The organism is Corallococcus sp. AB045 (assembly GCF_003668895.1).
GTDB classification, from domain to species: Bacteria; Myxococcota; Myxococcia; order Myxococcales; family Myxococcaceae; genus Corallococcus; species Corallococcus coralloides.
In genome coordinates this window covers 1-13,717 of record NZ_RAWN01000101.1, presented here as the reverse complement: position 1 = coordinate 13,717, position 13,717 = coordinate 1, and the positions used below count along the sequence as shown (strand labels likewise).

Below are 13,717 nucleotides of genomic sequence, written 5' to 3'. Positions count from 1 at the left end.
GCTCGGAGGAGGACTGTCCGTGCGTGCCCGTCCGCCTGGAGAGCGTGCCGGAAACCTGGCACGTCCCCTTGAATCCGGGCAACCTGCTGCATCGCCTGGGCTCGGGGATTACTCCCAGGGCTTCCCCGCCGTCCCCTCCGTGGGAGAGGAGCTGCACGCATGAGCGCACCGCGACGTCCCGCGCAATTCGACCTCTTCACCGGCGCGGTGGAGGAGCCCCCGGCGTCGTCTCGGCGCAGGACCCAGCCGGTGGGGCCCGCCGAGCCGTCCGACAGCCTGCGCATGCTGGGCGAGCAGCTTCCGCGCGGCGTCTACCTGGGCACGTCGTCGTGGACCTTCCCGGGTTGGAACGGGCTCGTCTATGACCATGAGGCCAGCACGACCCAGCTGGCGCGCGAGGGCCTGGCTGCCTACGCGCACCACCCGGTGCTGCGCACGGTGGGCATCGACCGGACGTTCTACGCGCCGGTGCCGGCCACCACCTTCGCCGAGTACGCCCAGCAGGTGCCGGACGGCTTCCGCTTCCTGGTGAAGGCCCACGAGGCCTGCACGCTGGCGCGCTTCCCCGTGCACGAGCGGTACGGCGCGCACCGGGGGCAGGTGAACGAGCGCTTCCTCCAGGCGGCCTACGCCGTGGACCACGTGGTGGCGCCGTTCCTGGAAGGGCTGGGCGACAAGGCCGGGCCGCTCGTCTTCCAGTTCCCGCCACAGGACCCCGCGGCGCTGGGCGGCGCGGGCCGCTTCGTGGAGCGGCTGCACGCGTTCTTCTCCGCGCTGCCCCGGGGCCCGCTGTACGCGGTGGAGGTGCGCAACGAGGAACTGCTCACGGAGGGCTTCGCCCAGGCGCTCGCGGACACGGGCGTGAGTCCGGTGCTCGCGGTGTGGGCCCACATGCCGCCCGTCGCGCGGCAGGCGAAGCTCACGCGCGCCTTCGAGGCCCGCGCCGTGGTGGTGCGCTGGATGCTTCCGCCGAACCTGGGCTACGAGGAGGCCTACGCCCGCTACGCGCCCTTCAACCAGTTGGTGGACGAGGACGTGGGCACCCGCGACGTGCTGGCCCGCGTGTGCATGGCCGCGGTGCGGCGCGACCGCCCCGTCTTCGTGACCATCAACAACAAGGCGGAAGGGAGCGCCCCCCTGTCCGCCGTCCGGCTGGCGGAGCGCGTCGTGTCACACAAGGAGGAGGGCGGCCAGAGAGGCGCCGTTCACGCAACATGACTTGCGCGCGAGCACGGCGCTTGCTTACGTGAATGCTCATGATGGTGATGACCCTGGCCGCGCTGTTGATGCAGATGACCTCCGCCGGTGGAGCCGGCTCGGAGGGCAAGCGTGCGGGCAATCACGTGGACCAAGCTGATGAGAGCCACCCGCGAGCGGTGAAGGAGGACATCTCCTCGCTCAAGGGGGAGATCACCAGCCTCAAGGAACAGTTCCGGCTGGCGCGCGAGCGTCAGCGTCTGGCGGCCGAGGAGAAGCAGCGCCAGGAGGAGGCCCGCTACGGTGTCACGCCGAAAGCCACTCCCGCCCCTGCCGCCGGAGGGTCCGGAGCCTCCGCCCACGCCAGATGAGCTGGGAGGCGAGCTGGGCGCGGTAGAAATTCCGGTCGATGGAAACCTCGACCTGCATCTCTTCCAGCCTCGCGAGGTGAAGGAACTCGTCACCGAGTACCTCTGGGCCTGCCGCCAGAAGGGCGTGCTCGACGTGCGCATCATCCACGGCAAGGGCACCGGCGCGCTGAGACGCACCGTGCAGTCCCTGCTGCCCACGCTGCCGGAAGTGGAAGGCTTCCAGACCGCCTCCGAAGCGGACGGAGGCTGGGGCGCGACGTGGGTGCGGCTCAAGCCCCTGTGAAGGGGCTCGTGCTCCTCAAGACAGCCAGAAGTAGGCGGAGGCGATGAGGGTGCGCTTCTCCGTCACGCGCGCCTTGTTCGCCAGCTCCGCCATCTGCCGGTCCTTGGAGGCGTAGCGCTTCTCCTCCTCGTTGCGCAGCGACGCCAGCTTGCGGCGGTAGTCGCGCTCCTGCCGGTCCGAGTGCGCCCGTGCCTTCGCGCGCTCCGCGACGTCCTCGATGCCGGCCACTTCCTTGCGCGCGTCGAACCACGCCTGGCGGGCGGACTCCACCACCTCGCGGGACTCCATCAGGCAGTCCTCGACGTAGCGGTCCGCGCGCTCCTTGGCCTTGTCCAGCTCCAACGCGTTGCGCCGTTCCGCGGCCCGAATCAGCTCATCCTTGGCGGTCATGAGCGACTGCTCTTGCATGAGCTGGACCGACACCGGCGCGGGCTGCCGGCGCTTCTCTTCCTTGGCGTCGAGCTTCGTGAAGTGGACACCGTCCGTCAGCGGCAGGGCGCGGAAGCCGCCATCCCGGTCCTTCACCAGCACCAGGTGGACCAGCTTCTCCTCCGGCTTGAGGCCCGTGGTCTCGAACTTGTAGACGAACCACCAGCCCTCGCTGCCGGCCAGCCGCGCCAGCCGCGAGGGGAGCCCCGCCGCGTCCAGCTGCAGGTAGCTGACGGTGTCCTGGGTGCGGTCGCGCACCGCGTAGGCGGCCTTGGCCACCTGGAGCCGTCCGGAGGTGCGGCTGCCCAGCACGGAGCCGGTGAGCGCCTTCGCCTCCTGCTGGCGCTTGGCCACGACCTCCTTGGCCGCGTCTCCCGCCACGCGCAGCCGGCGGCGCACGTCGCCGTCGAAGCGCTCCAGCACCACCGAGCGCATCGACGTCATGCGCTGGTTGATGGTGCCCTCCAGCTCCTCGCGCAGCTTGTCGAAGGCGACGTTGATGTCCTTCGGGTCGCGGCAGGACTGGTAGATGTCCAGCACGCGCCGCTCGAAGTCGACGCCGCTCTCCAGCGCGCCCAGGATTTCGTCGGACGCGCCGAACACGCCGTCGAAGAGGTTGAGCTTCTTCTCCAGCAGCTCGAACAGGCGCGCGTCCGCCGCGTTCTGCCGGTTGAGGAAGTTCACCACCAGCACGTCGCGCTGCTGGCCGTAGCGGTGGCACCGGCCGATGCGCTGCTCCACGCGCTGCGGGTTCCACGGCAGGTCGTAGTTCACCACCAGGTTGCAGAACTGGAGGTTGAGGCCTTCGGCACCGGCCTCCGTGCAGATGAGGATCTGCGTCTTGTGGCGGAACTCCTCCACCAGCGCCCGGCGCTCCTCGGGCGTGCCACCCGCGTCGCCGGACAGGAGGGAGATCTTGTCCTTGTAGCCGTGCTCCGACAGCAGCCTGAAGAGGTACTGCTGCGTGCGCTTGGACTCCGTGAAGATGAGCGCCTTCTCCGGCCAGGAGTGCGTGCGCATCACCGCGAAGGTGCGGTCCAGGGCGCGCTTGAGCGCCTCACCCTTGGCGTTGATGCGGATGGAGTCCGCGAGGTCCGCGTACTGGCGCAGCTCCCACACTTCCTGCTCCAGCGTGCGGACCTGGGGCGCCTTGGCGGGGTCGTCGGACCACTCCTCGCCTTCCTCCACGAACTGCTTGGCCTCTTCCGGCTCGAAGAGCGACAGGGCCTGCTGTCCCAGTCGCGCGGCCGTCAGGCGCTTCTCCAGGTTCTCCGACAGCCGGCGCAGCGTGGGCGCGATGGCGAACGTGGAGGAGGCCAACAGCTTGCGGTAGCACAGCGTCAGGAGCGTCTTCTTGCCCGGCTCGATGGCCGCGGCCTCCGAGCGCTGCAGGTACTCACTGACCTTCTCGTAGAGGTCGTGCTCCTCGGGGGAGGGGAGAAAGTCCTCCACGATGCTGCGGCGGTTGGTGTAGCGGACGTATTCGCGCACCTGACGGCGCAGCGTGCGTTGCACCACCGGGGCCAGCCGCTCCTTGAGCTCACACGCGGCGGCCTCCGTCATGCCGCCGCCCTCGTCCGCGCGGTAGCGGCTGCGGAAGGCGTGCTCGGGGCCCAGGATCTGCTCGTCCAGCAGCGACATCAGGCCGAACAGCTCCATCAGGTCATTCTGGAGCGGGGTGGCGGTGAGCAGCAGCTTGGGGCGGCCCGCCAGCGACGCGCGCAGCGCCTGGCCCGTCTTGTTGTTGGGACGGTGCGCGTTCCGGAGCCGGTGGGCCTCGTCGATGATGATCAGGTCCCACGGAATCTCCGACACGAGCGCGGAGCGGTTCGCCGCGAACGGGTGCGAGCAGATGACGGGGAAGGGCTGATCGAAGCAGTTGTTGTGCTTCTTCACGTCGCGGCCGTCGACGAGGACGCTGTCCAGGTCGAACTTCTCGCGCAGCTCAGCGTTCCACTGCGCGCGCAGCACGGCGGGGGCGAGGATGAGGATGCGGTTCTTTCCCTCCGCCATGAGCTGGGCGATGACGAGGCCCGCCTCGATGGTCTTCCCCAGGCCCACCTCGTCCGCGAGCATGCAGCCGCCGCGCGACAGCGCGTCCAGCGCGAACATCGCTGCTTCGACCTGGTGGGGGTTGAGGTCCACCTTCGCTTCGGCCAGCGCGTTCGCCAGCCGCTGCTGCGTGTCACCGCTGCGCGCGAGCAGTTCCTCGGCGAGGAGCCGCTCGTGGAAGGGCGTCAGCCCCGCCTCCACCAGCTCCTCCGCGGCACGGGCCGCGATGGCCGCGGCGTCCGCTTCCACTTCCAGCTTCAAACCCCTTGCGACCTCCGCCAAGTCCCGCCTCCCGTCCGGTTTGGAGCGTGCGCGCGTACGCGCGAACAGTTGAGGCGCGCCATTCTGGGGAGCGATCCGCATCTGTAAAGGGGGTCCTCCCGGAGGCCGAAAACTCGGCCTCCGCGCGATTGGCAAGCGTGCTGTTCGGCGGAACGACACATGCGCGCGCGAGCGTTGGAATGTCTCAAAGGGCTTGACGAATGCGTCGTGAGCGCTCAGAGCCGCCCGCGCGCCTTCACGTCCAGGTACACGTTGAGTGCAGCAGCGCCGAATCCGCGTGCCGGTGCGCGCACCACCAGCGCCCCCGCGTCACGCAGGGTGGTGGCGGTGCGGCGGTACTCGGACTCCATGCGGGAGGCGACCTGCCGCGCGTAGGCGGACGTCGCGTCGCCGGGCACGTCCGTGGCGGCGGCCTCCAGGTCCTCGTCCAGCAGCGACGCGACGACGGGCAGGTGCCGGGGGCGCAGGGCCAGCGTGCGCGTGAGGAGCGCGGAGGACGCGTCCGGGTCCACCAGGTCGGTGAAGAGCACCACCAGCGCGCGGCGCGTCTGGCGGGCGAAGGCGAAGTCGAACGCGCGGCCGTAGTCGCTCTCCTCCAGGCCGGCCTCCGCGCGGTAGAGCGACTCGGTGATGAGGCGCAGGTGCTCCGCGCCCTTGCGAGGGGGCAGGAAGGTGCGCACGTCGCTGGCGAACGCGAGCACGCCCACCACGTCGCCCGCGTCCAGGCTCACGCGCGCCAGCCGCAGCGCCGCGTCCACCGCGTGGTCCAGCTTCCGGCGCCCCTGCACCCGGCCCGCCATGTGACGGCCGCAGTCCAGCAGCAGCAGCACCGGCTGGTTGCGCTCCGGCTGCCACGTGCGCACCAGCGTGTGGCCATGGCGCGCGGAGGACTTCCAGTCGATGTGGCGGTAGTCGTCGCCGGGCCGGTACTCGCGCAGCGATTCGAACTCGCGGCCCTCCACGGACTTGCGCAGGAGCGTGCGCGCGGACACGGCCTCCGACGAGCGCGCCAGCGTCAGCGCCTCGCGCGACAGGGCGCGCAGGTCCGGATACACCTTCACGTCCTGGCCCGCGGGCAGCCGCACCTGCCGCGAGCACAGGCCCAGCGGCCCCATCAGGCGCAGGTTCACGTCGCCAAAGCGCGCGTCGCCCCGGGAGGGAGGGTGCACGCGGTACGTCAGCCGCGTGGCGTCGTTCGGCTCCAGTGAGAAGGCCTGACGGTGGCCGTGGCTCTCCACGTCCAGGGGCGGCTCGTCGCGCAGCTCACCGCGCACGGGCCGGTCCGTGCGCGAACGCAGCTCCCAGCGCACGGTGTTGTCCACGCCGGAGGAGAGGATGGGCTCCACCTCGCGGCGCGCGTCGACGTCACGGGCATGCGGCGCGCGCAGGAAGTCCACCGCGCACAGGAGCAGGACGGCCACGTCCACCGCGAGCGCCAGCCACCCGAAGGCGGGGCTCGCCACCGCGAGCGCGGCGGGCACCATCGCTCCGGCGAACAGCGCCACGGCGAGGCCGCTGGGGACGGGGCGCCCGAGGCTCACCGGGGCACTCGCACCCGTTCGAGCATCTGCTTCAGCACGTCGTCCGCGGTGAGGCCCTCCACCTCCGCCTCGGCCTTGAGGAGGAGGCGGTGGTTGAGGACGCTCGGCGTGACGGCCTTCACGTCATCCGGCGTGACGAAGTCGGTGCCCCGGAGCGCCGCGTGCGCCTTGGCCGCCGCGAGCAGGGCCTGCGCGGCACGGGGGCTCGCGCCCAGCCGCACGCGGGGGTGGGCGCGGGTGTCGCGCACGAGCTGCACCACGTACTGGAGGATGGAGTCGTCGCACGCGACGCGCGCCGCGCGGTCCTGCAGCTCCGTCAGCGTGCCAGCGTCCAGCACGCGGGACACCGCGGGTGGCCGGCCCTCGCGCTGGTGGAAGGCGCGCAGGAGCGAGGTCTCCGCTTCGCCATCCGGGTAGCCCACGCGCACGCGCATGAGGAAGCGGTCCAGCTGCGCCTCGGGGAGGGGATAGGTGCCCTCCAGCTCCAGCGGGTTCTGCGTGGCGACGACGAAGAATTGCGGCGGCAGCGCGTGGGTGACGCCGTCGATGGTGACCTGCCGCTCCTCCATGGCCTCCAGGAGCGCCGCCTGCGTCTTGGGCGGCGTGCGGTTGATCTCATCCGCGACCAGGACCTCCGTGAAGACGGGGCCCTTCATCAGGCGGAAGGTCTGCTCCTGCGGCTGGAAGACGTTGGTGCCCAGGATGTCCGCGGGCATCAGGTCCGGGGTGAACTGCACGCGGGAGAAGGACAGGCCCAGCGCTCCCGCCATGCTGCGCGCGGTGAGCGTCTTGGCGACCCCGGGCACGCCTTCCAGCAGCACGTGGCCGCGCGCGAGGAAGGCCGTCACCAGGTCGGCCAGCACGCGGGGCTGGCCCACGACGGCCGAGCCCAGCGCGTCGAGGAGGCGGGAGAGGGGCGTGGCGTCGGACATGATGGCGGGCGACGGTAGCCCGCCTCACGTCCGGCGCGGCAGCGAAAAACTCGGGGGCCTAGTCCTGGCGCTTCAGGCCCATCAGGGTGCCCAGCACCGCGACGACGCCGCCGAGGATGCCCAGGAAACAGCCGATGCTCGGCGACGAGTTCATCATCTCCGCGTTGCCCAGCGGCGACGGCACGAGGGTGGTGTCCGAGGAGAGCTTCAGGAACACCAGCGACCAGACGAGGGTCACCACGCTGCAGAACATCTGCGCGCCCCACGGCAGCATGGGGTTCACCCAGGTCATCACCTGACGCGCCCGCAGGCCCACGAAGACCATGGTCGCCACGGCGAAGAGGAAGGAGATGAACCCCAGGCTGATGAGGCCCAGGAAGTCGCCGTCCGCCGCCGTCTCCTTCCACGGCATGAAGCAGGAGAGCACCACCAGCGTCGCGCCCCAGAACGCGATGCGGTCGCCGCCCTCCAGCTCGCGCAGGAACGAGCGCGCGTCGTCCAGCAGGACCTCCGGATCGTCAATGGGCGAGCGGGGCGACTCCAGCTCCCGGGCCTCGCGGGACCAGGGATCCGCCACCGCGTCGCCCACGTCGTCCTCGTCCTCCTCGACGCGGGCGGGCGCCGGGGCGCGACGGGCCGGCGCGCGGGCGGGAGCGGCCTTGGCTGCGCCACCGCCCCGGGCGGGAGGAGCGGCACGCTGGGCCTTCTCCCGGGCGATGTCGTCCATGCTGCGCACGTTGGTGGCGTCGTCGCTCGGCGGCGGCGTGGCGGGGCGGGCGCCCGTCCTGGCGCGGGCCGGAGCAGGGCGTGCGCGAGGCTCCGGAGCAGCGCGGGCCGGAGGGGGCCGCGACCGCGGCGGCGGGCGGACTCCGGTGCTCTCGTCATCGCCGCCCGAGTCCCCCTCATCCCCGGCTCCCCCGAGGAAGGACTCGTCGATGATGTGGTCGCAGTGGGGGCAGATGGCGGTGTCTTCCGCGACCTTGCGATTGCAGCCTGGGCAGTTCAGGGCCGGTGCTCCGGGAGGGGGGAAACGGCCCGATATCTTCCCGGCCCCGGCGCGCGGCTGTCAAACCTGTTCAGCGGCATAACCCCTGGATTTTCGCGGGGAATTGACCTAGCCCAGTCGAGCATGGCCCGCCTGCTCGCCGCCGTGTCCGCCGGATTCCTCCTCGTGAGCGCTTGTGTCCGTTCGGTGCCGACACCCGACGTGCCCCCGCCCCAGGTCGAGCCCTCACGGGTCATCGAGCAAATCCAGGACTGGGAGGACCGCCGCTCGCTGGGAGGCGGTGACCTGGTGCGGCTCGCCACCGCCGCGCCGGAAGTGGCCGTGCGTGTGCGCGCCCTCCGGGCCCTGGCGCGCATCCAGGACGTGGCGACGTTGGACGCCGTCCTCTCCGGGCTGGCGGCGCCGGACAAGGCCGTGCGCGACGAGGCCGCCTTCGCGGCGGGTGAACTGGCGCAGTCGTGGGAGCCGCTGCCGGAGGACGCACGGACAGCGCTTACGCAAGCGCTGGTGCACGCCGAGGCCACGGAAGCCGACGGCTGGGTGCGCATCACGCTGCTGGAGTCCCTGGGCAAGCTGGCCACGCCCGGTGCGGTGGAGGTGCTGACGGCCCGGCTGTCTCCGGCCAGTGGTCCCTGGTCCGAGGCCGCGGCGACGGCGCTGGGCGTGGCCGCGCGCAAGGCCGGAGCCGCGGCCGTGGCGAGCGTCCCCTTGGAGACGATCCGCGCGCTGCTGAACCCCCGCGTGCGGAGCGAGGTGAACCTCGCCGGGGCGTACCTCCTGGCGGCGTCGAAGCGGCTGGACGCCGTGGATGCACTTCGCTCCTGTCCAGCCAACGGGCATCCGGATGTGATGGCCCTCTGCGTGAAGGGCCTGGGCGACGTGGGCAGCCCGCGGGATTGGCTGGCGCTGAACCTGACGCTGGGCGACGCCACGCCCCGCGTGTCGGCGGAGGCGGCGCGTGCACTGGCGAAGCTCGCCGCGAAGTGCGAGGCCGGATCGCCTTGTAATCCGCTGCTCGCATTGGAAGGCCAGGTGTACCGGGCGAAGCAGGTCGCGGAGGGAAAGGCGGCGCAGGGCCACGCGTTGCTGGCGGTGGCGCAGCAGGGACTTCCGCTCCAGGGCCGGCCGGTGTTGTCGCGCCTGAGGAGTGCGCTGGCGGAAGCAGACCGCGCCGCTGTGTCCGACGAAGCCCGCGCGGACCTCGCCTGGCTGGACTGCCGTTTCGCGGCGGCCATGGACCGGCAGCAGGGCGCGCTGGAGCAGGTCCTCCAGTGCGGCTACGGCCGCGTCCCCGAAGCCAGATGGCTCGCGCTGGGACTGCACGAGGTGGCGCAGTTCAGGGGACAGCCCACCGGCGCTGCGTTCGCGGTGCCGTACCTGGACCACGTCAGCCCCATCGTGCGCGGCGCCGCGCTGGATGCCCTCTCCGAACGTCCCGTGCCCGAAGCGATGGCGCCCATTCGCGCGCTCATCGGAGGAGGGGACGCGGTGGTGGCGGGGCTGGCCGCGGCCGCCGCCGGCAAGCTGAAGGACGCCGAGGCCCTGACCGCGGTGCAGGCCCTGGCCGACCGCGTCCCCAAGGAGCCGGACCTGGCGGAGGCGGTGGCCGGCGCGCTCGTCGCGTTGCAGGGAAAGGCCGCGGAACCGCGCCTGCGCGAGTGGCTGGCCCATCCACACGCCAACGTGCGCCGGGTCGCGGCCGAGTCCCTCACGACGCTCACGGGCACGCCGGTCCGCTCCGCCCGCGTGGAGCTGCCTCCGGACACCTACCGCCCGCCCGCCGCGCCTTCTGGCACGACGCTCACGCTGCGCACGCGCAAGGGCGACATCACCGTCCTGTTGGATCCGGAAGCGCCGCTCACGGGCGGCAACCTGGTGGCGCTCGCGAAGCAGGGCTACTTCCGGGGCATCACCTTCCACCGCGTGGTGCCGGACTTCGTCGCGCAGGGCGGAGACCCGCGCGGAGACGGGGAGGGTGGTCCCGGCTACTCCATCCGCTGTGAGATGACGCGCCGGCCGTATGCGCGGGGCACCGTGGGGATGGCGCTGTCGGGCAAGGACACCGGCGGCAGCCAGTTCTTCTTCACCCACTCGCCGCAGCCGCACCTGGACGGCCGCTACACGGCCTTCGGCGAAGTGATTCAAGGCCTGGACGTCGTGGACGCGCTCCTGGAGGGCACGATCATCGACGAGGTCGTCGTCGGCACTCGCGCCCCCTGAGGCCGGCCCCTCGCGCGTCAGGCCCCGGCGGCGCGCGCGGGCACCGGCTCGCCCTGGGCGTTGAGCTTCGCGCCCGTCCAGCGGTGGCTCTCCGACTCCTCCATCATCTCCACCTCGCGGCGGATGCGGGCCCACTCCGTCTCCGGCAGACCGAGGAACGCCTCCGCGAGCATCGGGTCGAACTGCGTGCCCGCGCAGCGGCGGACCTCGTCGCGCGCCACGCTCATGGGGCGTCCCTTGCGATAGGGCCGGTCGGAGGTGATGGCGTCCAGCGTGTCCACGAGGCAGAAGATGCGCGCCCCGATGACGATCTCCTCGCCCTGGAGCCCCAGCGGGTAGCCCTTGCCGTCCCAGCGCTCCTGGTGCTGCAGGACGATGAGCGCCGCCTCATGCAGGTAGGGCATCTTCGCCAGCATCCGGTAGCCGAACTCCGGGTGCAGCTTCATCTCCACCCATTCATCCGGCGTGAGCGGCCCGGGCTTGAGCAGGATGGAGTCCCGCACGCCAATCTTCCCGATGTCGTGCAGGAGCGCGCCCTGCTCCACCACGTCCAGCGCCGGTCCGGTGAGGCCGATCTCCTGCGCCAGCCGCCGCGCGTACAGCGACACGCGCCGCGAGTGCCACTGCGTCTCCGTGTCGCGGTAGTCCAGCGCGCTGATGAGCCCGTCCAGAAGCCCCGTGGTGCGCTCGATGACCCGTCGCTCCAGCCCCTCGTTGATGGACAGGAGCTCCGCGTTCTTCTCCGCGACCTCGCGTGTCAGCCGCTCGTTGGCCGCCACCAGCCGGTGGTGCTCGATGGCCTGCCTCACGCTGCTGGTCAGCTCGCTCAGCGCCCACGGCTTGCCCAGCAACCGGAAGACCTCGCCCCGGTTCACCGCCTCCGACGCCGTCTTGAAGTCCGCCGCCGCCGTCAGCATCAGCCGCACCGCGCGAGGGTTCTTCTCCCGGAGAGCCGACAACAGCTCGATGCCGTTGAGGTACGGCATCATGAAGTCCGTGAGGACGACGTCGAACCCCTGCTCCCGCGCCGCCAGTACGGGGTCGCTGTGTGTCACGACCTCGTAACCCTCCGCGTGGAGGATCCGGGACAGCGCCGCGAGGATGAGCACGTCGTCGTCCACCACGAGGATTCGGGCCATGGGCTGATACGCTCCGAGCGAGTGGGCTGCGTTTTTCTCAGACTCTTATAGCCGGTCCGCAGGCGGCCAAACAGGCCCCCCCAAGCTTTCCAGTACCGCCAAACTACCGGAATTCTTGAGGTTTCCCTGAAACAGGCGGTCGCTGGATTCCACGTCCTGCTTGCCTGCCCGTCGAGCCGTGTTCTATGGTGGCCTCCTACCCAACGTAAATGGCTGTAACCCCTTGGAATTCGGGAGCAATCTCCGATGGCTAGAGCCCCTGATGGGCCGGTGCCGGTGGTGGTGATGGGGCTGGGGTTTATCGGGCAGGAGATTGCCAGGGCCGCCCTGTCGTCCCCCGAAGTGGAGTTGATGGGCGCGGTGGATTCGCAGCCCTCCCTGGTGGGTCGTCCCCTGGGCGACGTGCTGGGGCTGGCCGGCCCGCGCTTCAAGGTGGCGGACTCGCTGGAGCGCGCCGTGGGGCGCCGCAAGGGCGTGGTGGTGCTGCACGCCACCAGCTCGCGGCTCGCCCAGGTGATGGATCAGCTGCTGGACGCGCTGAAGCTGGGCCTGCCGGTGGCCAGCACCTGCGAGGAGCTGGCGTTCCCGCACCTCAAGTACCCGGAGCTGGCGGAGAAGCTGGAGCGCGCCGCGGAGAAGGCGGGCGTCGCCATCGTGGGCACGGGCGTGAACCCGGGCTTCGTGCTGGACCGCCTGGTTGCCACCGCCGGTCAGGTGTGCGGCCCCGTGCGCAAGGTGCTGGCCAGCCGCGTGGTGGACGCGCGCACGCGCCGTGAGGCCCTGCAGCGCAAGGTGGGCGCGGGCCTGTCGGAGGAGGAGTTCTTCGACCTGGTGGACCGCGAGGAGCTGGGCCACGTGGGGCTGGTGGAGTCCGCGGCGCTGGCGGCGGTGGGGCTGGGGCTGGACTGCGACGACTTCGAGGAGGAGGTCACGCCCGTGTTCGCCGAGGAGGACATCAACGGCGGCGCATTTGTCGTGAAGAAAGGCCGCGTCGCGGGCATGTTCCAGTCCGTGGTGGGTTTGGAGGAGGGGCAGGAGCGGGTCCGCCTGGAGCTGACCATCGCGGTAGGGGCGGACAACCCACGGGATCGCATTGAGATCGACGCGGATCCCAGGCTGGTGCTTGAGATACCGGGGGGAGTGGCGGGTGACCGGGCCACCGCGAACGCGCTGGTGAATGCCGCGCCACGTTTGACGGCCGCGGAGGCCGGGCTCCTGACGGTGCTCGAGCTTCCGTCAGGTCGCTGAAGGTTCATCAGGAGAGGCAAATGCTGGACAAGAACGCGATTGGCCGCGCCTCGCCGCCGACGCTCAACGAGGTGGAGAAGGGCGCCATCCGGCGCTTCGCCGAGGCAATCGGCGACTACAATCCCATCTACTACGACGAGGAGTACGCCCGCGCCTCGGGCTACCCCACCATCGTCGCACCGCCCACGTTCCCCGCGTCGTTCCATTCCGCCGCGGACCTCCGTGAGCTGCTGGGGGTGGGCATCAAGAGCCTGCTGCACGCCGAGCAGGGCTTCGACTACGAGCGGCCCATCTTCGCGGGGGACCGCATCTACGTGTCCACCCGCGTGTCGGACGTCTTCGAGCGGCCGGGCATGTCCGGCAAGATGGACATCGCGGTCATCGAGGACGAAGGCCGGGACGAAGAGGGCAACCTCGTCTTCCGCGCCCGCCGGACCCTCGTGGTGCGTGCCGCCAAGGAGAACGTCTGATGCCCGCGCGCAAGCTCTACTTCGAATCCATCCGCGTCGGTGACGAGCTGCCGGCGCTGGCCAAGGCCCCGGTGGACCGCGTCCAGCTGTCGCGCTACGCGGGCGCCTCCGGCGACTACAACCCCGTGCACGTGGACGAGCTCTACGCCAAGAGCGTGGGCATGCCGTCCGTCTACGCCCCCGGCATGCTCGTCATGGGCATGTTGGGCCAGCTCATCAGCGACTGGGCCCGCGGCGGCCAGCTGCGGCGCTACAACGTCCGCTTCATCAAGATGGTGTGGCCGGGCGACACCGTGGTCTGCAAGGGCCGCGTGAGCGACCGCCACGGCTCCGGCGGCCGGTACTTCGTCGAAATCGACCTCTGGGCGGAGAACCAGAAGGGCGAGCTCGTCATGAAGGGCGGCTCGCAGATCCAGCTCTTCTACTCCCTGGAGGACGAGAACCGGCAGCGCTCCGGCCAGTCCCCCATCGTGGTGGAGGTGCCCCGCGAGAGCCTGGTCGGGACTGGCCGGAGCGCTGCCGGTTCTCGTCCTCCAGGGAGTAGAAG

Annotated in this window: 12 protein-coding genes; 7 read left to right on the top strand and 5 right to left on the bottom strand. The window is 70.9% G+C overall.

Annotated features, from left to right (window positions below; translation table 11 throughout):
* The first annotated feature begins 159 nt into the window (after positions 1 to 159).
* From D7Y21_RS23080 to D7Y21_RS23070, 3 genes are read left to right on the top strand one after another with little or no spacing between them, the layout of a single operon-like run.
* Entirely contained in the window at positions 160 to 1,218 is a 1,059-nt protein-coding gene (locus D7Y21_RS23080; protein ID WP_120565619.1) for a DUF72 domain-containing protein, read from the top strand.
* A 38-nt stretch (positions 1,219 to 1,256) separates the two neighbouring features.
* A complete protein-coding gene (locus tag D7Y21_RS23075) occupies positions 1,257 to 1,568 on the top strand; it encodes a hypothetical protein (RefSeq protein WP_199735478.1) in 312 nt (103 codons plus the stop codon).
* Positions 1,501 to 1,851: a Smr/MutS family protein gene (locus D7Y21_RS23070; protein WP_120565617.1), complete on the top strand. Its 351-nt coding sequence runs from the start codon at positions 1,501 to 1,503 to the stop codon at positions 1,849 to 1,851. Before D7Y21_RS23075 ends, D7Y21_RS23070 begins: the two co-directional genes overlap by 68 nt.
* Positions 1,852 to 1,866: 15 nt before the next feature.
* Here D7Y21_RS23070 and D7Y21_RS23065 read toward each other — a convergent pair whose 3' ends face one another.
* From D7Y21_RS23065 to D7Y21_RS23050, 4 genes are all read right to left on the bottom strand, one after another.
* On the bottom strand, positions 1,867 to 4,587 hold the full coding sequence (locus D7Y21_RS23065; protein ID WP_233612249.1) for an SNF2-related protein: 2,721 nt from the start codon (positions 4,585 to 4,587) through the stop codon (positions 1,867 to 1,869).
* Between the two features lie 242 nt (positions 4,588 to 4,829).
* Positions 4,830 to 6,155, bottom strand: a complete 1,326-nt coding sequence (locus D7Y21_RS23060) for a DUF58 domain-containing protein (RefSeq protein WP_120565615.1) — start codon at positions 6,153 to 6,155, stop codon at positions 4,830 to 4,832.
* Positions 6,152 to 7,087: a MoxR family ATPase gene (locus D7Y21_RS23055; protein ID WP_120565614.1), complete on the bottom strand. Its 936-nt coding sequence runs from the start codon at positions 7,085 to 7,087 to the stop codon at positions 6,152 to 6,154. The genes D7Y21_RS23060 and D7Y21_RS23055 overlap by 4 nt, the downstream gene beginning before the upstream one ends.
* Before the next feature lie 58 nt (positions 7,088 to 7,145).
* Positions 7,146 to 7,814, bottom strand: coding sequence for a hypothetical protein (locus D7Y21_RS23050; protein WP_120565708.1), 669 nt, complete (start codon positions 7,812 to 7,814; stop codon positions 7,146 to 7,148).
* A 402-nt stretch (positions 7,815 to 8,216) separates the two neighbouring features.
* Here D7Y21_RS23050 and D7Y21_RS23045 point away from each other — a divergent pair, with 402 nt between their 5' ends.
* A complete protein-coding gene (locus D7Y21_RS23045; RefSeq protein WP_121715726.1) occupies positions 8,217 to 10,313 on the top strand; it encodes a peptidylprolyl isomerase in 2,097 nt (698 codons plus the stop codon).
* A gap of 17 nt (positions 10,314 to 10,330) precedes the next feature.
* Here D7Y21_RS23045 and D7Y21_RS23040 read toward each other — a convergent pair whose 3' ends face one another.
* Positions 10,331 to 11,452: an HD domain-containing phosphohydrolase gene (locus D7Y21_RS23040; RefSeq protein ID WP_120565612.1), complete on the bottom strand. Its 1,122-nt coding sequence runs from the start codon at positions 11,450 to 11,452 to the stop codon at positions 10,331 to 10,333.
* A gap of 246 nt (positions 11,453 to 11,698) precedes the next feature.
* Between D7Y21_RS23040 and D7Y21_RS23035 the strand changes: the two genes are divergently transcribed.
* The 3 genes from D7Y21_RS23035 to D7Y21_RS23025 form a co-directional block, all read left to right on the top strand.
* Positions 11,699 to 12,700 carry a dihydrodipicolinate reductase gene (locus D7Y21_RS23035; protein ID WP_120565611.1) on the top strand — a complete coding sequence of 334 codons (1,002 nt, stop codon included), beginning with the start codon at positions 11,699 to 11,701 and terminating at the stop codon, positions 12,698 to 12,700.
* A gap of 20 nt (positions 12,701 to 12,720) precedes the next feature.
* Positions 12,721 to 13,170 (top strand): MaoC family dehydratase N-terminal domain-containing protein, encoded by a 450-nt coding sequence (locus tag D7Y21_RS23030; RefSeq protein ID WP_121715724.1) that lies wholly within the window; start codon positions 12,721 to 12,723, stop codon positions 13,168 to 13,170.
* A partial coding sequence (locus D7Y21_RS23025) for a MaoC family dehydratase (protein WP_121715722.1) occupies positions 13,170 to 13,717 on the top strand: 548 nt, incomplete at its 3' end. The genes D7Y21_RS23030 and D7Y21_RS23025, both read left to right, overlap by 1 nt.

What these genes read in the sequence shown, in the direction of transcription:
- D7Y21_RS23055 (WP_120565614.1), bottom strand. Translation starts at nt 7,087, where the DNA reads ATGTCCGACGCCACGCCCCTCTCCCGCCTCCTCGACGCGCTGGGCTCG.
- D7Y21_RS23030 (WP_121715724.1), top strand. Translation starts at nt 12,721, where the DNA reads ATGCTGGACAAGAACGCGATTGGCCGCGCCTCGCCGCCGACGCTCAAC.
- D7Y21_RS23075 (WP_199735478.1), top strand. Translation starts at nt 1,257, where the DNA reads ATGATGGTGATGACCCTGGCCGCGCTGTTGATGCAGATGACCTCCGCC.
- D7Y21_RS23035 (WP_120565611.1), top strand. Translation starts at nt 11,699, where the DNA reads ATGGCTAGAGCCCCTGATGGGCCGGTGCCGGTGGTGGTGATGGGGCTG.
- D7Y21_RS23040 (WP_120565612.1), bottom strand. Translation starts at nt 11,452, where the DNA reads ATGGCCCGAATCCTCGTGGTGGACGACGACGTGCTCATCCTCGCGGCG.
- D7Y21_RS23080 (WP_120565619.1), top strand. Translation starts at nt 160, where the DNA reads ATGAGCGCACCGCGACGTCCCGCGCAATTCGACCTCTTCACCGGCGCG.
- D7Y21_RS23045 (WP_121715726.1), top strand. Translation starts at nt 8,217, where the DNA reads ATGGCCCGCCTGCTCGCCGCCGTGTCCGCCGGATTCCTCCTCGTGAGC.
- D7Y21_RS23050 (WP_120565708.1), bottom strand. Translation starts at nt 7,814, where the DNA reads ATGGACGACATCGCCCGGGAGAAGGCCCAGCGTGCCGCTCCTCCCGCC.